General features: G+C 62.3%; 17 protein-coding genes. 9 read left to right on the forward strand and 8 right to left on the reverse strand.

Going from position 1 to position 19,656, the window contains the following annotated elements:
* Nucleotides 1-34 precede the first annotated feature (34 nt).
* Entirely contained in the window at nucleotides 35-1,393 is a 1,359-nt protein-coding gene (locus tag C8D92_RS07465; RefSeq protein ID WP_116918944.1) for a phosphohexomutase domain-containing protein, read from the forward strand.
* Between the two features lie 13 nt (nucleotides 1,394-1,406).
* On the opposite strand, the gene C8D92_RS07470 is transcribed toward C8D92_RS07465, so the two are convergent.
* Entirely contained in the window at nucleotides 1,407-2,522 is a 1,116-nt protein-coding gene (locus tag C8D92_RS07470) for a phospholipase A (RefSeq protein WP_116918945.1), read from the reverse strand.
* Nucleotide 2,523: 1 nt separating this feature from the next.
* Nucleotides 2,524-2,856: a hypothetical protein gene (locus C8D92_RS07475; RefSeq protein WP_095612137.1), complete on the reverse strand. Its 333-nt coding sequence runs from the start codon at nucleotides 2,854-2,856 to the stop codon at nucleotides 2,524-2,526.
* 168 nt (nucleotides 2,857-3,024) lie between these two features.
* On the opposite strand from C8D92_RS07475, the gene C8D92_RS07480 reads away from it, so the two are divergent.
* Nucleotides 3,025-3,447, forward strand: a complete 423-nt coding sequence (locus tag C8D92_RS07480) for a c-type cytochrome (RefSeq protein WP_095612146.1) — start codon at nucleotides 3,025-3,027, stop codon at nucleotides 3,445-3,447.
* 51 nt (nucleotides 3,448-3,498) lie between these two features.
* On the opposite strand, the gene rep is transcribed toward C8D92_RS07480, so the two are convergent.
* Nucleotides 3,499-5,520 (reverse strand): DNA helicase Rep, encoded by a 2,022-nt coding sequence (gene rep, locus C8D92_RS07485; protein ID WP_116919044.1) that lies wholly within the window; start codon nucleotides 5,518-5,520, stop codon nucleotides 3,499-3,501.
* Nucleotides 5,521-5,743: 223 nt separating this feature from the next.
* On the opposite strand from rep, the gene C8D92_RS07490 reads away from it, so the two are divergent.
* The 4 genes from C8D92_RS07490 to rmf all read left to right on the forward strand — a co-directional run bounded on the left by C8D92_RS07490 (nucleotide 5,744) and on the right by rmf (nucleotide 11,893).
* The gene (locus tag C8D92_RS07490; RefSeq protein WP_116918946.1) at nucleotides 5,744-7,480 is read left to right on the forward strand and encodes a putative bifunctional diguanylate cyclase/phosphodiesterase; all 1,737 of its coding nucleotides are present in this window, start codon (nucleotides 5,744-5,746) and stop codon (nucleotides 7,478-7,480) included.
* A 93-nt stretch (nucleotides 7,481-7,573) separates the two neighbouring features.
* Entirely contained in the window at nucleotides 7,574-9,901 is a 2,328-nt protein-coding gene (locus C8D92_RS07495) for a Tex family protein (protein WP_116918947.1), read from the forward strand.
* A 45-nt stretch (nucleotides 9,902-9,946) separates the two neighbouring features.
* Nucleotides 9,947-11,503, forward strand: coding sequence for a glutamate--cysteine ligase (gene gshA, locus C8D92_RS07500; protein ID WP_095612140.1), 1,557 nt, complete (start codon nucleotides 9,947-9,949; stop codon nucleotides 11,501-11,503).
* Between the two features lie 177 nt (nucleotides 11,504-11,680).
* Nucleotides 11,681-11,893, forward strand: coding sequence for a ribosome modulation factor (gene rmf / locus C8D92_RS07505; RefSeq protein ID WP_095612141.1), 213 nt, complete (start codon nucleotides 11,681-11,683; stop codon nucleotides 11,891-11,893).
* 140 nt (nucleotides 11,894-12,033) lie between these two features.
* Here rmf and C8D92_RS07510 read toward each other — a convergent pair whose 3' ends face one another.
* Entirely contained in the window at nucleotides 12,034-12,495 is a 462-nt protein-coding gene (locus C8D92_RS07510; protein WP_116918948.1) for a flagellar basal body-associated FliL family protein, read from the reverse strand.
* Between the two features lie 92 nt (nucleotides 12,496-12,587).
* Between C8D92_RS07510 and C8D92_RS07515 the strand changes: the two genes are divergently transcribed.
* Together C8D92_RS07515 and rsd are read left to right on the forward strand one after the other, a co-directional pair.
* Nucleotides 12,588-13,091 (forward strand): disulfide bond formation protein B, encoded by a 504-nt coding sequence (locus C8D92_RS07515; RefSeq protein WP_116918949.1) that lies wholly within the window; start codon nucleotides 12,588-12,590, stop codon nucleotides 13,089-13,091.
* Between the two features lie 106 nt (nucleotides 13,092-13,197).
* Nucleotides 13,198-13,689, forward strand: a complete 492-nt coding sequence (rsd, locus tag C8D92_RS07520; protein ID WP_095612144.1) for a sigma D regulator — start codon at nucleotides 13,198-13,200, stop codon at nucleotides 13,687-13,689.
* Between the two features lie 156 nt (nucleotides 13,690-13,845).
* Here the strand turns inward: rsd and bamJ are convergent, their stop codons facing one another.
* The 3 genes from bamJ to C8D92_RS07535 form a co-directional block, all read right to left on the reverse strand.
* Complete coding sequence (gene bamJ, locus C8D92_RS07525; protein WP_095612145.1) at nucleotides 13,846-14,589, reverse strand: BamJ family beta-barrel-assembly machinery protein; 744 nt, start codon at nucleotides 14,587-14,589, stop codon at nucleotides 13,846-13,848.
* Between the two features lie 401 nt (nucleotides 14,590-14,990).
* A complete protein-coding gene (locus tag C8D92_RS07530) occupies nucleotides 14,991-15,362 on the reverse strand; it encodes a DUF4124 domain-containing protein (RefSeq protein WP_243402398.1) in 372 nt (123 codons plus the stop codon).
* Nucleotides 15,362-15,892, reverse strand: a complete 531-nt coding sequence (locus C8D92_RS07535) for a TIGR02444 family protein (protein ID WP_116918950.1) — start codon at nucleotides 15,890-15,892, stop codon at nucleotides 15,362-15,364. Before C8D92_RS07535 ends, C8D92_RS07530 begins: the two co-directional genes overlap by 1 nt.
* 41 nt (nucleotides 15,893-15,933) lie before the next feature.
* On the opposite strand from C8D92_RS07535, the gene C8D92_RS07540 reads away from it, so the two are divergent.
* Complete coding sequence (locus tag C8D92_RS07540) at nucleotides 15,934-17,880, forward strand: ATP-binding cassette domain-containing protein (RefSeq protein WP_116918951.1); 1,947 nt, start codon at nucleotides 15,934-15,936, stop codon at nucleotides 17,878-17,880.
* A 265-nt stretch (nucleotides 17,881-18,145) separates the two neighbouring features.
* On the opposite strand, the gene ppx is transcribed toward C8D92_RS07540, so the two are convergent.
* Nucleotides 18,146-19,651: an exopolyphosphatase gene (gene ppx, locus C8D92_RS07545; RefSeq protein WP_243402399.1), complete on the reverse strand. Its 1,506-nt coding sequence runs from the start codon at nucleotides 19,649-19,651 to the stop codon at nucleotides 18,146-18,148.
* Nucleotides 19,652-19,656: the final 5 nt, after the last annotated feature.

Raw genomic sequence — 19,656 nt, forward strand, 5'->3', positions numbered from 1 at the left:
ACCATTGCCGGCGTCTATTAACGGAGAAGCGCTCATGGATCTGTCCTGTTTCAAGGCCTACGACCTGCGCGGTCGCGTGCCGGATCAGCTCAACCCGGAACTGGCTGAACGAATCGGCCGCGCCTACGTCGAGGTGACCGGCGCGCGCCGGGTGATCGTCGGTTATGACATTCGCCTTTCCAGTCCAGAGATTGCCGGGGCGCTCTCGGAAGGCCTCATGGCGGCCGGCGCGGATGTGTTTGATATCGGACTGTGCGGGACCGAGCAGGTTTATTTCGCCACCAGCCATTACGAGATGGATGGCGGCATCATGGTGACCGCCAGTCATAACCCGAAGGACCACAACGGCATGAAGCTGGTTGGGCCCGAGTCGCGGCCGATCAGCTCCGATTCCGGCCTCAATGAGATCCGTGATCGCGTCCTGGCGCCGTTTGAGGAGGCTCCCGAGCGCGGCAAGCAGGCGTTCCTGAACGCGCAACCGGCCTATATCGAGCACCTGCTGGGCTATATCGACCGCGATGCCCTGACGCCGATGAAGCTGGTGGTCAATGCTGGCAACGGCGGTGCCGGGGCGGTGATCGACGCGCTCGAACCGTCCCTGCCGTTTGAATTCGTGCGGATTCATCACGAACCGGACGGCGAGTTCCCCAACGGTGTCCCGAACCCGATCCTGGAAGAAAACCGCGCGGTGACGGCGGACCGGGTGGTGGCCGAAGGGGCCGCGATGGGCATTGCCTGGGATGGGGACTATGACCGGTGTTTCTTCTTTGACGAGAACGGCCGGTTCATCGAGGGCTACTACATCGTGGGCCTGCTGGCGGACCAGTTCCTGAGCAAGTCCGAGTCGGGCAGCCGGATCATCCACGACCCGCGCCTGACCTGGAACACGCTGGAGCTGACCAAAGCCGCCGGCGGGGTGCCGGTGGAGAGCAAGACCGGTCATGCGTTCATCAAGCAGCGGATGCGGGATGAGGATGCGGTCTACGGCGGCGAGATGAGTGCCCACCACTACTTCCGTGATTTCGCCTACTGCGACAGCGGCATGATCCCCTGGCTGCTGCTGGCCGAGCGTCTGTGCCAGACCGGGGCCAGCCTGTCGTCACTGATTGACGCGCGCATTGAGGCGTTCCCGGCCAGCGGCGAGATCAACCGCACCATTGATGATCCGGCCCGGGTGATTCAGGCCATTGAGGCCCAGTACGGCGCGGACGCGCTGGATGTGCGCCACGTGGACGGGCTGAGCGTTGAATTCTCGGACTGGCGCTTCAACGTGCGCATGTCCAACACCGAGCCGGTGGTGCGCCTGAACGTGGAGTCGCGGGGTGACATTGCACTGATGCGCGAAAAGACCGACGAGCTGCTGGCGGCGATGGAGCGCCTGAACCGGGGGTGACGGAGGCCTTCGGTTACAGCCAGTCGTTCAGCATGATGCCCACGCCAATGCGGTGCACCCGGCGGTTGTAGTCCACCAGGCTCTCACCGAATCCGTTGTAGTACTGCACGTAGCCCTTGAGGGTGTCGCCTATCGGGAAGCTGTAGTTGAGCTGGACCGAGGTCCGGTTGTCGTCGGTGCTTAGGTTGTTGAGCAGCTTGATCGACAGGGTGCGGTCGTCGCTCACCTTGTAGATGGCCCAGTAGTTGGCATACCCCATGTAGTCGCTGATATCGGGGTTGTCGTCGTCCTTGTCGGACTCGGGGATGCGGTACCAGGGCTCGATGGCGAACAGCCAGCGATCCAGGCTGTAGATGATCTGCCCCTTGATGCGGTTCCAGCTCCGTGACTGCGGATCGGGCTGGCCGTTCGATTCGTGGTTGATCCCGACACTGACGCCCTCGAACCGCCCCGGGCCGATGTCCCAGCGTGAGGTGTAGCGGGCAAAAATCTCCGGCTCGTAGTTGGTCTCGCGGAACGGTGCCGAGCCTTCGCTGTTGTAGACCTGCCAGTAGGAGGTCTGGGTGTATCCGAACCAGAGGCTGGTCCGGTCATCGAACAGGCCGGTCAGCATCGGCACTTTGAAACTGATCTGGTACTTGGCTTCTTCGCGCTCCAGCGGCTCGTTGTAACGGGTGACCGGTTGTGACGGCGTGACGGGCCTGTTGTTCGGCCGACCGTTATAGGTGTACGGCAGAATGTAGGTCGGGCGATGCGTCACAAAGCTGCCGGAGAACGAAAACAGGGCCCGCTCAGTCGCCAGGTAGCGGTCGATCAGGGCGTCGGCCATTCCGCTCCCGTTTTCGGTGACGTCACCCTGTTCGATGGCATTGGTGTTACCGCTGTAGGTCAGCGATTGCGTGGCCTTGCGGGCATTCGCCTTCTGGGCCTCCGTCGCCCGTTCACGTGCCGGCCCCGGGCGATTCAGGGCGTCATAGCAGGCCAGTCGCTGCACACCGTCCTCGACCAGGGCGCAGTCGGCCAGATTGAAATCTGAGAACGGGAACGCATCCGCGTCGTCGTCGGCCATGGCCGGATGAACCAGGCCCAGCAGGCCGAACAGGGCGACAGTTTGGCGCTGGCGTGTCATGTCAGGCAGTCACGCTCTGCCAGGTCTGTGCGATGCCGTAGGCCCAGATCGTGAGCAGCGTGAGGGTGAGCAGACCGAAAATCACCTTGTGTTTGAGGGCACCCTCGGCGCCCACATTGGCGACCCAGCGCAGATACATCAGGCCGATGAAGCTCAGGAAGACCACCAGGCTGGCGATGGCGGGGATGAGAAGCAGTGCCGGGTTGAGCGGATCGCCATCCTCGCCGAGACGGGGAAAGAGCATCATCGAACCCAGCAGGACGGCGAGTGCCGTGAATTCCACCACCAGCAGCGGACGTCGCCATGGATGGGATTTGGGGTAGTGTTCGGGCATGATGTATCTGTCCTGTGTCGTGGCTGGGGATTCTTTCGAGGCCCTCCAATCATACGGTTTTCCGCCGGTACCGTCAGCCGAGGCGGCGTGCTGGTTTTTTTGGGGACGACCTGTCGCTATAATGCGTGGTCGGAAAAATGAATAACCACAGAGGTGCACACCGTGAAGATGATGAGAGTCCTGATGGCGGCGCTGCTGGCGTCCGGCCTGTTGACCGGCGCGGTCATGGCCAGCGTTGAGGATCAGATCCGCTCCCGCGTGGAACCGGTTGGTCAGGTCTGCGTGGACGGTGAGGACTGCGGTGACATCGTCACGTCCGCCGCGCCCGCAGCGGCTGAATCCAGTGGCCCGCGCTCCGGTGACGAGGTTTATGGAGCGGTGTGCGCTTCCTGTCACGATGCGGGTGTTGCCGGCGCCCCGGTCAAAGGCAATCAGGATCAGTGGGGGGCGCGCATCGACAAGGGGCTCGATACGCTGGTTTCCCACGCCATCAACGGCTTTAATGCCATGCCCGCGAAGGGCGGCTGTGGCAGCTGCTCGGATGAGGAAATCGAAAAAGCCGTCCAGGTCATGGTGGACGCGGTACAGTGAATCGTGGCCGGCCGGGCATCGTCCGGCCGGCGCTTCCCGCACCTCTTCCCTTCAGTCGTTTTCCAGATCCCCCAGTAGCGCGCTGAGCGTGGCCTTCCCCTGTGCGCGGTTCCGGACTTCGTCTTTTTCGCCCAATCCCTCGCGGACAACGTCTTCATCCGGTAGTTCGTCGAGAAACCGGCTCGGGATGGTCTCGATTTTTTCACCATACTGGCGTCGCTGCGCGGCATAGGTCAGTGCCAGGGTTTCCTTGGCCCGGGTGATGCCCACGTACATCAGCCGGCGCTCCTCCTCGATGGTGCCTTCCTCGATGCTGGAGCGGTGCGGAAGGATTTCCTCCTCCAGCCCCATCACGAATACATGCGGGAACTCCAGCCCTTTTGAGGCATGCAGGGTGAGCAGTTGCACGCGGTCGCTGTCGTCCTCTTCCTCACGCTGCTCCATCAGGTCCCGCAGGATCAGGCGGCTGATGGCGTCCTCGATGCTCATCGACTCACCGGTGCCCTTGTCGTCATCCAGCATGCGCCGGATCGACTCCACCAGATGCCAGATGTTGTCCATGCGCCGTTCGGCCTGTTTGGGCGTGTTGGCGTGCTGGTGCAGCCACTCCTCGTACTCGATGTCCGTGAACAGCTGCTTGATGACCGGGATCGGGTCCTCCCGGTAGAGGCGCTCGCAGGTGCGTTCGGCCCAGTGGGCGAAGCGTCGTAGCCGGTCCAGCCCTTTCTCAGGAACCTGGGTTTCTGCGCCCATTTCGCGTAACGCCCCCGAGAGGCTGATGCCGCGCCCGTGGGCATAGTGGCTGAGCCGTTCCAGTGTCGAGGGGCCGATTGCGCGCCGGGGCACATTGACCACCCGCAGGAAGGCCGCGTCGTCGTCCGGGTTCAGCAGTAGGCGCAGGTAGGCCATGGCGTCCTTGATCTCGTTGCGCGAGAAGAACGACTGGCCGCCGGAGATGCGGTAGGGAATCTGGTAACCCTGCAGTTTGAGCTCCAGCAGGCGGGCCTGGTGATTACCCCGGTACAGCACGGCGAAGTCCTTGAACCCCAGGCCACGTTTGAGCTTGCGGTCGAGGATTTCGGTGGCGATGCGCTCGGCCTCGGCGTCCTCACTCGCGCAGCGGATGATGCGGATCTCATCGCCGATGGCGTGATCACTCCACAGCGCCTTTTCGAACACGTGCGGGTTGTTGGCGATCACCTCGTTGGCGCTGCGCAGGATGCGGGAGGTGGAGCGGTAGTTCTGCTCCAGTTTGATGATCTTAAGGCTCGGAAAATCCGTCTTGAGCTGCACCAGGTTTTCCGGGCGCGCCCCGCGCCAGGCGTAGATGGACTGATCGTCGTCACCCACCACGGTGAAGGCGGAACGCTCGGCCACCAGCAGGCGGACCAGTTCGTACTGACTCAGGTTCGTGTCCTGGTACTCGTCAACCAGCAGGTAACGGATCTTGCGACGCCATTTGGCGAGAATTTCCGGATCGTCGCGGAAAAGCTGGACGGGCAGCAGGATCAAATCGTCAAAGTCCACCGCGTTGTAGGCGCGCAGGTATTCGGTGTAGCGCTGGTAGATCAATGCGAAGCGCTGCTCCCGCTCGTCGGCCGCGTGGCTCAGGGCTTCACCGGGGCTGCGCATGACGTTCTTCCAGCTGGAGATGGCGTTCTGGATGTCGCTCAGTTCGTCCCCGAGATCGGTGCTGGCCTCGCGGATCATCAGGTCCTGCAGCAGCGCCTTGGCGTCCTCCGCATCGAAGATGGAAAAGCCGGGGCGATAGCCGAGGCTCTTGTACTCCTCGCGGATCATGTTGAGGCCGAGGTTGTGGAAGGTCGACACCGTCAGGCCCCGGGTCAGCTTGCGGTCCACCAGGCGGCCGACCCGCTCTTTCATCTCGCGAGCGGCCTTGTTGGTGAAGGTCAGTGCCGCGATGTGACGCCCGGGAATCCCCACCTGCTCAATCAGGAAGGCCAGCTTGCGGGTAATCACGCTGGTCTTGCCGCTGCCGGCCCCGGCCAGTACCAGCAGAGGGCCGTCGACGTAACGGACTGCTTCACGTTGACGGGGGTTGAGCTGCGCCACGGAGAAAACCTGTTGGTGGATGAAAGCCGCCATTTTACACGACTGGCGGGGGCCGGGGTGTGTGCTCTGCAGAGGCGGCCAAGTTGTTCTATCCTAAGGGGACACCAATGGATTCTGGTGTTTCCGCGAGTGTCCCGTCCCCACGGACGGAGGTGCGGATCGCCGGCGCGGCGATACCGGGCCGGTCGATAACCATCGCCGACAAGGGAGCTGGCTGCCACTGATGAAACAGGAGCTGGGCGTGTGGGACCGGGTGCCGGTCCGTCTGCTGGTGCTCACCGCAGAGCCGGCAGATTTCCTGCGTTACCGGGCATTGCTTGCCGAGCACCCGGATCTGGAGACCGATGTGACCTGGTGTCCGGATCTGGGCGACTGCGACGATCTGATTAACAACACCCGCTTCGATCTTGTGTTGTGGGACTGCGGTGTGCAGTCCGGCTCCGCCTCCGAATTCCTTCAATATCTGAGCGTTGCGACCGAGGAAAAGCCGGTGATTGCCCTCGGGGCCGAAACGGAGGATCGTTGCCTGCTCACGTTCCGGATGGACGGCGCCGTGGATTACCTCTGCAAGGGGGACCTGAACGCCTGGTCACTGGGGCGCGCCATACTGTCGGCCTGTTACCGTCAACAGGCAACTGAAGCGCTGAAGGGGCAGTTGCGCCAGGAAGTGGCCAGTGGCTTCATCAACCGGGACCTGTTCTTCGATCGTCTGCATCAGGCGATCCTCCGGGCCGAGCGGCACGAACAGCGGCTGGCGCTGCTTCATATTAATCTGGACGACTTCCGCTCAATCAATGATAGCCTCGGCTATCAGGCCGGGGACCAGTTCATCATCAAACTGGCGGATCGGCTGCGTCGGCAGCTACGGCGGGTCGACTCGCTCATGCGGATTGGTGGGGATGAGTTCGCCATCATCATCGAACGCATCGAAAGCTCGCTGGACGTCTCCAGTGTGATCCGCAAATTGGTGGGGGTGCTGAATGAGCCGATTCCGGTCGAGGGCAAGAACATTCTGTTGACGGCGAGCCTCGGCGTGGCCACCTACCCCGAGGCGGGGCACTCGCCCGAGGCGTTGTTGCGCCAGGCCAACCGCGCCATGTTCGAGGCCAAGCGCGATACCGGCACCAGTTACCGCTTCTATAACCGCGAGCTGCATCTCACTGTCGGCCGGCAACTGGCGCTGGAGGCAGACCTGCGCAATGCGCTTCGGGGCAACGAGCTGGAGTTGTACTATCAGCCGCGCATCGACCTGGTGACGGGGGAGGTCCGGGGCGTCGAATGCCTGCTGCGCTGGAACCACCCGGAGCAGGGTCTGGTGCCGCCGGACCAGTTCATTCCGGCGGCCGAGCGCAGTGGCCTGATTGTGCCCATCGGCTACTGGGTGATCGAACAGGCCTGCGAGCGACTGCGGGCGCTCAAAGAGCACCAGCTCGATCCGATCATCTTTGCCGTGAACCTGTCGTTCCGCCAGTTCCACGACCGGCGCATGACCGAAACCATCTTCCGCATCATCTACAACGCCGGCATCGACACCAGCCTGATCGAGCTGGAGTTGACCGAGAGCGCCATGATGCACGATCCGGACTATGCTCAGCGCTGCCTGCGGGAACTCAATCAGCTGGGTATCAGCTTCGCCCTGGACGATTTCGGGACCGGCTTCTCCTCCCTCAGCAACCTCCAGCATCTGCCCATCTCGTTGGTGAAAATCGACAAGTCGTTCGTTCAGCGTCTGGGCGAAGCCGGCGACGCTGAACACATCATTCGTGCCATCATCAGTCTGTCCCACAGCCTGAACATGGGCGTCGTGGCGGAGGGCGGAGAAACCCGGGAGCAGATCCGGTTCCTGCGCGACCAGCACTGCGACGAAGTGCAGGGGTTCTATTTCGCGCGTCCGATGCCCTGGCGGAACCTGATTGAGTATCTTGCTGCCCATGAGCCGCAGTCGGTGATGGCGCGCTGACATGCCCCCGTGAAATCCCCATCAGTCGCGCTATAATGCGGCCCTTCACCGGGGCCCGCCCCGGATCAATTGACCAGAACCACGCGGGGTGTCATGAACCGACTCTTCCAGCAGATTGCCGACGAACTGGGCGTCGAGGCCCGGCAGGTGTCCGCCACGGTAGCACTTCTCGACGAGGGTGCGACCGTGCCATTCATCGCCCGATACCGGAAAGAGGTGACCGGCGCCCTGGACGACAGCCAGCTCCGGTCGTTGGAGGAGCGTTTGCGCTATCTGCGCGAACTGGAAGATCGGCGTCAGACCATCCTCGACAGCATCGATGAGCAGGGCAAGCTGACGGACGAGCTGAAAGCGGCCATCGAGTCGGCCGAGACCAAGAACCGGCTGGAAGATCTGTACCTGCCCTACAAGCCGCGCCGGCGCACCAAGGCCCAGATCGCCCGGGAGGCGGGACTGGAACCGCTGGCCGATACGCTCTATGACGATCCAACCCAGGATCCGGAAACGCTCGCGGCTGACTATCTCAACGCCGAGGCGAAGATCGACGACACCCGGGCCGCGCTGGATGGCGCCAAGTACATCCTGATGGAGCGTTTCGCCGAAGACGCGGAACTGCTCGGTACCCTTCGGGACTATCTCTGGAACGAAGGGGTGCTGCACGTCACTGTCGTCGAGGGCAAAGAGAATGAGGGCGCGAAGTTCCGGGATTACTTCGATCATCGCGAGCCGCTCAAGGGCGTGCCATCGCACCGGGCTCTGGCGATCCTGCGGGGCCGGAATGAAGGCATCCTCAACTACACCATCGAACTGGGTGAGCATGATGGCGACCGCAATGCGGTCAATCCGGCCCAGCAGAAGGTGGCCGCTCACTGGGGTATCCGCGACGAAGGGCGGGCCGCGGATCAGTGGCTCGCCGGCGTTGTGCGCTGGACCTGGCGGGTGAAGCTCTCCACGCAGCTGGAAACCGAGCTGGTGGCCCGCCTGCGCGAAAGTGCCGAGTCAGAGGCCATCAACGTCTTTGCGGCCAACCTCAAAGACCTGCTGCTGCACGCACCGGCGGGCCCGCGCCCGACCATCGGTCTCGACCCCGGCCTGCGCACCGGCTGCAAGGTGGCGGTCATCGATGGCACTGGCCAGGTGGCCGATCACGGTGCCATCTATCCCAACGCCCCCCAGAACCGCACGGAGGAAGCCGAGCGCCAGATGGTGAGCTGGTGCCAGCGGTACGGGATCGAGCTGATTGCCATCGGCAATGGCACGGCGTCGCGCGAGACCGAGAAGTTCGTTGCTGATCTGATGACGCGTCATCCCGAGCTGGGCCTGTCCCGGATCGTGGTGAGCGAGTCCGGCGCGTCCGTCTACTCCGCGTCGGAGTTTGCCTCAAAGGAAATGCCCGATCTGGATGTCACGATCCGGGGTGCCGCCTCGATTGCCCGTCGGTTGCAGGACCCGCTGGCGGAACTGGTCAAGATCGAGCCCAAGTCCATCGGCGTGGGTCAGTACCAGCACGATGTCTCCCAGGTTCAGCTTGCACGCAGCCTGGATGCGGTCGTGGAGGACTGTGTGAATGGCGTTGGCGTGGACCTGAACACGGCATCCGTGCCGCTACTGAGCCGGGTCGCGGGGCTGAACGCCTCCACTGCCGAGAACATTGTTCGCTACCGGACCGAGAACGGTGGCTTCCGAAATCGTGACCAGCTCTTGAAAGTCACCCGTCTCGGCGCCAAAACCTACGAACAGGCCGCGGGCTTTCTGCGCATCGCCGAGGGCGATAATCCACTGGACCGGTCCAGTGTCCACCCGGAAGCGTATGGGGTCGTTCAGGCGATTGCCGAAGACCATAGTCGCTCAGTGAACGAGCTGGTTGGCGATGCGGCGTTCCTGCGCCAGGTGGACCCCCAGCGCTATGTTACGGACCAGTTTGGCCTGCCGACGATCCGCGACATCCTGCGGGAGCTGGAGAAGCCCGGGCGCGACCCGCGGCCGGAGTTCCAGTTTGCGCGCTTCGCCGATGGCGTTGAAACCATGAACGATCTGCGTCCGGGCATGGTGCTGGAAGGCAGTGTGAGCAACGTCGCCAACTTTGGCGCGTTCGTGGACATCGGCGTGCATCAGGACGGACTGGTGCACATTTCCGCGCTGTCCCACACCTTCGTGAAAGACCCGCGTGAGGTGGTCAAGGCCGGGGACATCGTCAAGGTGAAAGTGATGTCCGTTGACGTGCCCCGCAAACGCATTGGCCTGTCGATGCGGCTGGATGATGAGCCGGGCGAGGACGGTTCGGCTGTGCGGAAAAAGGGAAATGACAATGGCGGCAAGAAAGCCGCTGGCGGCAAGCGCGGCCCGAAGCAGGATAAGGCGCCCAAGGGGGCGATGGCCGGCGCCATGGCGGAGGCCCTCCAGTCCGCCAAACGCAAGTAACACAACACCGGCGGCCCGGCCGCCGGTTGGTCCGAGGAGTCTGACATGGCTGAATCCCGCGAGGGGCTGTTCCAGCAACTGATCCGTAATGGCTGGAGCGGGTTCCGCAAGGGCGTCGAGAAGGAGGGGTTGCGGGTCGATCCGGACGGCTTCATCGCTCAGACGCCGCATCCCGAAGCGCTGGGCTCCACGCTCATGCACTCACGGATCACGACGGATTATTCCGAGTCTCTGCTGGAGCTGATCACGCCAGTCTGCGAGACGACCGATGAGGTCATCCAGTCCCTGCGGGATGTGCACACCTTTGTGCAGCGTCGTCTTGGCGACGAGGTGCTCTGGGCGGCGAGTATGCCTTGTCGGCTCGATGGGGACCCCAGCATCCCCATCGCCCAGTACGGTACATCGAACAGCGGCCGGCTCAAGGAGGTGTACCGGCGTGGTCTGGCGGTCCGCTATGGCCGCATGATGCAGAGCATTGCCGGCGTGCATTACAACTTCTCCCTGCCGGATCGCTTCTGGAATGACTGGCAGGCGGCGCTTGGGGACACCCGATCGCTTCAGGTGTTCAAGTCGGACCAGTACTTCTGGCTGATCCGAAACTTCCGTCGCCGGAGCTGGCTGCTGATGCTGTTGTTCGGTGCCTCACCGGCGCTGGATGCCAGTTTTGTGGAAGGCAAGTCCCACAAACTGCGCCGGTTCAGCGACTGCACCCTGTTTGATGAGACGGCCACCTCGCTGCGCATGGGCGATCTGGGCTACCACAACAACGCCCAGGCCTCGCTGGACATCTGTTTCAACGAACTACAGACCTATACCGAAACGCTGGACCGGGCCATCCACACGCCGTGGCCGCCTTACGAGAAGCTGGGCCTGAAGGACGACAACGGCGACTACCGGCAGATCAACACCAATGTTCTGCAGATCGAGAACGAGTATTACAGCGCGATTCGCCCGAAGCGATCGGTCGCGCGGGGCGAGAAGCCCATCCAGGCCCTCCACGACCGCGGCGTGGAGTATGTGGAGGTCCGTTGCCTGGACCTTGACCCGTTCGATCCCGTGGGCATCAGTGCCGAGCAGATGGATTTTCTCGATCTGTTCCTGCTTGACTGCCTACTGGCGGACAGCGGCCGGATCAGCGATGAAGAATGCGAACGCCTGGATGGCGGTTATCAGGATGTGGTGGCCCGGGGCCGCGAGCGGGGCCTGTCGATCTGCTTCAATAATGAACTGACACCAACCTCTGCGGCGGCCAACGCCCTGATGGACCGGCTTGAGCCGCTGGCGGACGAACTGGACGCTCAGGATGGCGGGGGGCGTTATCACAACGCTCTTGCGGTCCAGCGCGCCAAGGTCAGTGACCCGTCCGGTGTCGCCTCGGCCCGGGTGCTGGCGTCAATGCAGAATGCCAACGAAGGGCATCTCGAGTGGACCCTGGCCCAGTCCCGACGGCACCAGTCGATCCTGAAGGAGCAGGGGCTGGACCCGGCGGTTGAGGAAGCCATGGAGGCAGAGGCACGAGCCTCACTGGCTGCCCAGCGTGAGCTGGAAGCGTCGGATACCGAGTCGTTCGAGTCGTATCTCAAGGCCTACCAGTCGGATTAAAGTGCCGTCCATCGACGCCGTGACGGAGTCGTCATAACCGGCACGATGGACAGCACACCTTGGCCACCTGTCGCTTGTCGCGTCTCACTCTCACTGTTACATTGCGTTTCAGAGTGTGACGGCGTTTCTACGTTGTCACGCTGCGGCGAGGGTCGACAGGGCACGAAGGAGGGTCCCATGCCCCGGGATATCCGTCTTGGTTGGGAAGTGGAGACGCTGAACAAAGCATACCGGCAGGGTTACATGACGGGCGTCATGGGCATGGCCCGGGAACGCTGTCCCTACCGTGGTGACGTGGTCATCGCGGCCTGGGAGGCCGGCTGGGACGATGGCCAGAACGAGCTCGAGCAGCAGGAAAAAGAGCGTCGCGCCAACCCCTGGATTGCCTGAGCCTCCAGCTCCCCTCCGCACTTTGGGATGGCAGCCTAGCCGAACATCAAGCAACGGAGTAACCGCTGGGCGGCGCCTTTTACACCACCCTCTCAATGTCCGGCGACACGGCTGGATCAGAAGCCGGTGACAGCGCCCCCCTACCGCTGAATCACAAACGTCGTGAACAGCAGATCCTTGATCGCTGCCCCCGTTTTCTCTTCCTCAAGCACCTCGTTAAACCGCGTCAGAACGTCATTCCGGAGGGTCTCCTGACCCGGTGCGTCGCTGACGGCGTCGAGACTGGCGTTGGTAAGCATCATCACCATTTCGTGTCGGAGCCGGGGGGCGTGTTGCTCAACGGCGGCACCGGCCTTCTTACTGTCAAGCCGTAATGTCACTTCCGCCTTCACGTAGCTGAGGCTCTGGGACGGTTTGCCGACATGGGTGACGAACGGGGGCGGCAGTTCCTTGTAGATGGTGGGCTTTTTCTTGGCGTCCTCTCCGGCATCTTCCGAGGCTGCTTCATCGCCATTGGCGTCGTCCGTCTCCTGAGCCGCCAGAGGCAGCGCCAGGACGATCATCAACAGTGCGGCCAACCAGTGAAAGCGTCCGGTCATCATGAGGTTGCAGATCTCCCGTGAATCCGTTTTGATGGGAACTTTCCGAGAGAATATCAGTCTCCACGGAACCGTCACAGTCTTATGAGGAATTCATGACGCCCCGCCGCCTTGTCTATCTGATTGTCACCCTGATCTGCGCTGCCCTTCTGTCCACCGCGTTTTACATGGAATGGGTCATGGGTCTGGAGCCCTGCCCACTGTGCTGGTTGCAGCGATACGCGTTTATGGCCGTGGGGCTGGTAGCGTTACTGGCCGTCCTCCAGAACCCGCGGGGCTGGGGTGGGCGCCTCTATGGCGGCCTGTTGGCGGTGTTCGCCGGTGTGGGGGCTGCATTGGCAGGTCGCCAGCTCTGGCTTCAGAACCTGCCCGCCGATCAGGTGCCCAGCTGCGGGCCATCCGTCGATTATCTATTGGACGTCATGCCGCTGATGGAGGTGTTGACGATTGCTCTGCGTGGTACCGGTGATTGTGCCGAGGTCACCTGGCGGTTCCTGGGGCTGAGCATTCCCGGATGGACGGCTGTGTTCTTCGGAGTCACGGTGCTGGCCGGACTGGCGCTGGTGGCCGGGTGGCTCGAGCGTGCCGGCCGTCGATGAGTGCTTGCCGTGGCCTCTGACCGTGCGGTAACTTGTTTCTGGACCACAACAATTTGTGGTTGTGACCGATAACGATAAGAACGTTGGATGCTTTCGGGGAGGGCTCATGCTTGAGGACATCAAAGATGCCAGGGAACGCTGGGGTGGCGTTAGCGAACTGATTGATCGTTGGCTGCGGGAACGCCAGGAGTTGATCGTCCAGTACTGTGATATCACTGGGATGGATGATTTCTCGGATCTGCCAGCGGCGCAGAACCGCTTCCATCGGCTCTGTGAAATTCTGCTGGATTATGTCTCTGCCGGACACTTTGAAGTCTACGAGCAGCTGGTCCACGAAGCGCGCGATTTTGATGACGGTGGGGTTGAGCTGATCGGCAAGGTCTATCCCCGTATCCAGAAAACGACCGAGAATGCCCTGTCATTCAACGACCGGGTCAACGGCGACCTCAACAGCGAAGAGGCCATCAAGGCACTGATGCCCGCGCTGTCGGAACTCGGCGAGCAGCTGGAAACCCGATTTGAGCTGGAAGACTTCCTCATCGAGCATCTGCACAATGTGCATGCGGAACAGGTGATGTCCTCGGCCGAGAGTTCCTGAAGCGGTGCCCTGCCCTTCGAGCGGGTAATGTAGCCGAACATAAATGTTCGGCTACATTGATTACGGATACCGTCTTGTGACCCTCAAGCGCACACAAAAAAGGGGAGCCGCATCGGCTCCCCTTTTTCATTTGGGCGATCAAGGCAGTGACGGACGTTATTCACCGTTCTCCTGCTTTGATTGGCCTTTGCCTTCCTTCACTTCCAACAGCTCCACATCGAACACCAGCGTCTCGTTGGGGCCGATGGAGCGGTTGCCACCCGGGCCGTAGGCCAGGTCGGACGGGATGTAGAGCTTGTAGCGGGCGCCTTCGTTCATCAGCTGCAGGCCCTCGGTCCAGCCTGGAATCACCTGGGACAGTTTGAACGTCACCGGTTCGCCACGCTCACGGGAGCTGTCGAAGACCTTGCCATCCAGCAGCTCGCCGGTGTAGTGCACCTTGACCTGATCGGACTGTGACGGCTTCGGACCATTGCCCTCTTCCAGAATCTCATACTGCAGGCCGGAGTCGGTGGTCGTGACGCCATCCCGTTCGCCGTTCTCTGCCAGGAACTGCTCGCCTTCGGCTTTGTTTTCCTTGGCGACTTTTTCCATCTTCTTCATCTGCTGCTGCTGCATCTTCTTCTGGTAAGCCTGCAGCGCAGCCTGGATTTCCTTCTGGCTCATCTGCGGCGCATCGCCGCCTTCATGGCCGTCCTGGATGCCCTGCATGAATTGCTCAAGCTGCAGGTCCGGGATGTCGTTCTTCATGCGCTCGCCCAGAACCACGCCCATGCCGTAGCTGACACGCTGGTCCTGGTTCTCAAGCTTCGGCTCGGCAGAGGCCGTCAGGGAAAACGCACCGAAAGTGCCGGCGGTTACGACGCCTGCCAGTCCGACCGTCATGAGGGTTTTTTTCATGAAATATCCTTCGATTGGTCACAAATCCGCTCACGGGGGCGGATCCGGGTGTATTTGATGCACAGGGCTGAAAGGTAACGCGTTTGACGACAGAGTGCCAATGACCCTTCAGTAACCTGTGACAGGCCTCTGGTGAACGCGGAAATGGCGGTCGGATGCCAGGATCCTTCCGGTTAATTCGATGGCCAGAAGCGTCAGCGGTACGCAGTCGGTCAACGAATGAACCAGACGGGACACTAGGAGTCTGCGCGGTAGAAATTCGCACCGCTGCGACCGCCCCACTGCGGTCCCTTTTGAGCGCTCATTGTCGTTACATAGAACCACTATGCGCCTCAAATGACCGTCAAAATGGCCTCGCAGTGGGACGATCTCGCCTGGCACGATTTCTACCGCGCAGACTCCTAGCCGGACGAGGGATCGCCACGGAGTGAGAAAGGCGCCTCGTAGGGCGTCCGGAGTTCGTCTTCCTCCGGTTGGGTCTCCGGTGGTGCAATGCCCTTCGGGTCGATGGCAATGACGTTCCATGCGGTGTGGTCCGGCGGGCTGTCGGCGTAATGCCAGCTGCCGTCCCGGCTCTGCCATTTGAAGACAATGTCAGGCCCCTCCTCCTCGATCTGGGTGGGGACGATGCCTTCAAGGTTTGTCACCGGCTCCGGATCCTCCGCGGATGACGACTCCGGTTCGGTGGGGGCCGGGTCGTGGATCCCGAACAGGATCAGCCCGACGACCACCCCAAGCGCCGGGAATGACAGACGGAACAGCCAGCGGCTCATCAGGCGGTTCCACCCTGAGCGTCGGTGTCGCGACGCTGTTTGCCGGAGCAAAAGAGCGCGTCGGTCAGTTGTATCATGAGGGTTTCCTCTGTGTTGCGCTGTCCCGGGGCGGCGGCCCGAAGATTACGGGTCAGTAACGCTGGATTGTCCACTGGGCAATTTAACAAGTTATGACATTCTCTGTCATGCCAGGCGTGAATCCATGCCAGCTCCGTCCTTTCCGATGACAGTTCGGCCGATTTGATGTCATGGCGCAGAGGGGCGATGCCCTCATGGTCGCGGGGAAGCCGCTGTCTCAGTGATCGCAGCGGTTCTGTCACCTGATGGCGCCATTCCGTCAGCCCATCCGGCTCCCGGCCGTCCCAGCGGACGCCGTTGGCCGCCAGCCAGGCGGCGGTCAATATCCGCGTGACCGACCAGCCTTTGCCCTGCAGCGACAGGCAAATGTTGGCAATGGCGTCGTCGTTCCAGAGCCGGAGAGCAAACTGCCAGAGCGGGTTGTCCAGGCGCAGAGAGTCCGGCGGGGTCATGGTGGCTCCGGTGACCGGGTGTGGGGTGATAGAATGCGCGGATGCTGACGATATCCGATCTGAGTGTACAACGCGGCGGCCAATGGCTGCTAGAAGGCACGAGTGCCATCATCCAGCCCGGACAACGTGTCGGTGTCGTGGGGGCCAACGGAGCGGGCAAGTCGAGCCTGTTCCAGCTGATTCGCGGCGAGTTGGCCGCCGAGGCCGGGCAGGTCTCGCTGCCCGGAGGCTGCCGGATTGCCCACATGGCCCAGGAAGTTCACGCCACCGACCGCTCCGCCCGGGATTTTGTTCTCGATGGCGATGTGGACCTTCGGGCGCTGGAAGCGCGCCTGGCGGACGCCGAGGCCCGGGGCGATGATCACGCCCAGGCCCGTCTGCACGGCGATCTGGATCTTCACGATGCCTGGTCGGCGCCCCGGAGGGCAGAGCAGCTGATCCGCGGCCTGGGCTTCGCCGATACCGATGTGGACCGGCCCGTATCGTCCTTCTCCGGTGGCTGGCGCATCCGGCTCAACCTCGCGCAGGCGCTCATGCGCCCGTCCGACATGATGCTGCTGGACGAGCCCACCAACCACCTGGATCTCGACGCCTGCCTCTGGCTGGAGAACTGGCTACGCCGCTACGACGGGACGCTGCTGTTCATCTCCCACGACCGGGACTTCATGGACCGGGTTGCCACCCACGTCATGCACTTCGATCAACGCGCGCTGACCCTGTACACGGGCAACTACTCGGCGTTCGAAGATCAGCGACGCGAGCGGCTGGCGCGCCAGCAGGCCGAGTACGAACGCCAGCAGGACCGGATTGCCGAAATCGAACGGTTTGTGAATCGCTTCCGGGCCCAGGCCAACAAGGCCAAGGCCGCCCAGAGCCGGCTCAAGGCGCTGGAGCGGATGGAGAAAATTGCGCCGGCCCATGTGGACTCGCCCTTCGAGTTCCGGTTTCCGGACCCGGAGCGCATCAGCAACCCGCTGCTGTCCATCCGTCGTGGCGCCGTCGGTTACGGGGACTCGGTGATTCTGGATGGCATCGGGCTGACCCTGCTGCCGGGCAGTCGTCTGGCGCTGCTGGGGCCGAACGGTGCCGGTAAATCCACGCTGATGGAAGCCCTGCTGGGCGGTGACACCTTACTGAAAGGCGACCGTATCGAGGGCGAGCACCTGTCGATCGGCTATTTTGCCCAGCACCAGCTGGAGTTTCTGGACCTGTCGGCCAGTCCGTTCACGCATCTGCAGCGTCTGGCACCAACCGCCTCGGACCAGAGCATCCGGAACTTTCTCGGTGGCTTCGGTTTCCGGGGGGACGACGCACTGGCCTCCATTGAGAACTGTTCCGGTGGCGAGAAGGCCCGGCTGGCGCTGGCCATCATCGCCTGGCAGAAGCCCAACCTGCTGTTGATGGACGAGCCCACGAACCACCTGGATCTGGAGATGCGCCAGGCCCTGACCGAGGCGCTTCAGATGTTCGAGGGCGCGGTGATCATCGTCTCCCACGACCGTCACCTGCTGCGCAATACCGTGGATCAGTTCCTGATGGTCCACGAGGGGCAGCTGAAGGAGTACGACGGCGATCTGGACGACTACGAGCGCTGGCTGGCCGAGCGGCGCATTGACGATCACCGGGCACCGCGACGGACGGTCGAAGAGGGTGCCGCGTCAAATCAAACCGGGGCGACCGGTGCGGAAAGCGCGGACGACCGCAAAGCCCGAAAACGCGCCCAGGCCGACATCCGCAAGTCCATGAGCCCATACCGCAAGGAACAGCAGGCGCTCGAGAAGAAAATGGACACCCGGCAGGCCCGGCTCAAGGAACTGGAAGACACGCTCGCCGACCCGACGCTCTATGACGACGATCGCAAGCACGATCTCAAAGCCGCGCTTGCAGAGCAGGGCGACCTTAAGAGTGAGCTGGAATCACTGGAGATGAGCTGGCTGGAGGTCAGTGAGACGCTGGAGTCGATGGAGGCCGAGCTGGAAGCGGTGTAGCCACCGATCCAGGGGGCTAGGAGTCTGCGCGGTAGAAAGTCGCACCGCTGCGACCGCCCCACTGCGGTCCCTTTTGAGCGCTCATTTTCGTTACATAGAACCACTATGCGCCTCAAATGACCGTCAAAATGGCCTCGCAGTGGGACGATCTCGCCTGGCACGATTTCTGCCGCGCAGACTCCTAGCAAACGGTTCCGATCTCAAATGTTCGGCTACGTTGTTGCCTGACCCTGGCGAATGTCCGACGTTAATCTCAACCCACTCGTCAGAATGTCAGCTCAAACCCCTGCTTCGTCAGATAGTCGGCTTCACTGACCAGATCCGCGCGGGTCAGCGGGCGCTCATCGAGCCAGCCGTCGCGGAAGCCGATATCGATTTTCTGTTTTTTGACGTCAATCCGGACGCCTTCGGGTTGCTCACCGGATCGTGGATGCTGGAGCAACACGCCGAGGCGGACGAGGACGCAGAGCCGTTTCATACGATCCAGCTCGTCCTTCTCGCAGCCCTCAAAGACGGCATCGGTGAATTTGCGGCGATGCCCGCGCACCAGTGTGGCCAGTTCCTGCTGGGCCTGCTTGGAGAAGCCTGGCAGGTCGGAGTAGCGCAGCAGGTAAGCGCCGTGTTTGTGGTACTGGGAGTGGGAAATGGTCAGGCCGATCTCATGCAGCCGGCAGGCCCAGCGCAGGAGCCCCTCATCGTGGTCGTTATCCAGCCCCCAGTCCGTCGCCAACTCCCGCCAGACGGTGATAGCGGTTTCCTCGACGGCGCGGGCGTGCCGGCGGTCCACGTCATATCGCCCCTGCAGCGCCTGGACCGTTCGTTCGCGAACGTCTTCGTGCTGGATACGGCCCATGATGTCGTAGAGCAGACCCTCGCGGAGTGCGCCATCGGCGTAAGTCAGTCGTTCGATGCCCAGCGATTCACAAGCCGCGTAGAGAATCACGAAACCGGCCGGGAAAATGCTCTGGCGTTCTTCCTTGACGCCGAGCTCGCTCAGCTTCTCGACTTTTCCAAGATCAATCAGCTTCTCACGCAGCTGTTTCAGCGACTCAAACGTGATGCCTTCACTGGTCAGGCCGAGGGTCTCCACCACTGAGGCAATCGCCTTGATCGAACCGGACGAGCCGACGGCGTTTTTCCAGCCACTGCCGATGAATCGATGGCGGATGTTGAGCAGTTCCTGAGACGCATGGGTCAGCGCCTTGTCCATCTGCTTGCGCTTGATCTTGCCGTCCGGGAAGTAGCGGTTGCGGAATGACACACAGCCCATGTGCAGGCTGTCCAGCTCCTGGGCTTCAAACTGCTCGCCGATGATGAACTCGGTGCTGCCGCCGCCGATGTCCACCACGAGTCGCCGTCCGGCGTCATCGGAGAGGGTGTGGGAGACGCCGAGATACACCAGTCGGGCTTCCTCGCGACCGGCGATGATGTCGACGGGGACACCGAGGATTTCTTCGGCCCGATCGGTGAACTGCTGGGCATTGCGGGCGACCCGCAGGGCGTTGGTGCCGACTACCTGGACCGAGTCCGGTCGCATTCCCTCGAGGCGCTGCGCGAACCGCTCCAGACAGGCCAGTGCCCGCTCCTGGGCCTCTTCGGTCAGCCGGTTGCGTTCGTCGAGGCCAGCGCCGAGCTGCACCTTCTCGCCCATTTTCTCAAGAGTGCGTATTTCTCCGTGGATTCGGCGCGCGATGACCATGTGGAAGCTGTTGGAGCCAAGGTCAATGGCGGCCAGAAGCTCCGGGGCGGGCGCGGTGTCGGGAGGCGTCACAGCGG

The organism is Tamilnaduibacter salinus (assembly GCF_003096655.1).
Taxonomy (GTDB): Bacteria; Pseudomonadota; Gammaproteobacteria; order Pseudomonadales; family Oleiphilaceae; genus Tamilnaduibacter; species Tamilnaduibacter salinus.

Coding starts and splice junctions, on each gene's coding strand:
- bamJ (WP_095612145.1), bottom strand. CDS start 14,589: ATGAAAAAAACCCTCATGACGGTCGGACTGGCAGGCGTCGTAACCGCC.
- rmf (WP_095612141.1), top strand. CDS start 11,681: ATGCCCCGGGATATCCGTCTTGGTTGGGAAGTGGAGACGCTGAACAAA.
- C8D92_RS07530 (WP_243402398.1), bottom strand. CDS start 15,362: ATGAGCCGCTGGCTGTTCCGTCTGTCATTCCCGGCGCTTGGGGTGGTC.
- C8D92_RS07535 (WP_116918950.1), bottom strand. CDS start 15,892: ATGACCCCGCCGGACTCTCTGCGCCTGGACAACCCGCTCTGGCAGTTT.
- rsd (WP_095612144.1), top strand. CDS start 13,198: ATGCTTGAGGACATCAAAGATGCCAGGGAACGCTGGGGTGGCGTTAGC.
- C8D92_RS07510 (WP_116918948.1), bottom strand. CDS start 12,495: ATGATGACCGGACGCTTTCACTGGTTGGCCGCACTGTTGATGATCGTC.
- C8D92_RS07480 (WP_095612146.1), top strand. CDS start 3,025: ATGATGAGAGTCCTGATGGCGGCGCTGCTGGCGTCCGGCCTGTTGACC.
- gshA (WP_095612140.1), top strand. CDS start 9,947: ATGGCTGAATCCCGCGAGGGGCTGTTCCAGCAACTGATCCGTAATGGC.
- C8D92_RS07490 (WP_116918946.1), top strand. CDS start 5,744: ATGAAACAGGAGCTGGGCGTGTGGGACCGGGTGCCGGTCCGTCTGCTG.
- C8D92_RS07495 (WP_116918947.1), top strand. CDS start 7,574: ATGAACCGACTCTTCCAGCAGATTGCCGACGAACTGGGCGTCGAGGCC.
- C8D92_RS07515 (WP_116918949.1), top strand. CDS start 12,588: ATGACGCCCCGCCGCCTTGTCTATCTGATTGTCACCCTGATCTGCGCT.
- C8D92_RS07470 (WP_116918945.1), bottom strand. CDS start 2,522: ATGACACGCCAGCGCCAAACTGTCGCCCTGTTCGGCCTGCTGGGCCTG.
- C8D92_RS07465 (WP_116918944.1), top strand. CDS start 35: ATGGATCTGTCCTGTTTCAAGGCCTACGACCTGCGCGGTCGCGTGCCG.
- C8D92_RS07475 (WP_095612137.1), bottom strand. CDS start 2,856: ATGCCCGAACACTACCCCAAATCCCATCCATGGCGACGTCCGCTGCTG.
- C8D92_RS07540 (WP_116918951.1), top strand. CDS start 15,934: ATGCTGACGATATCCGATCTGAGTGTACAACGCGGCGGCCAATGGCTG.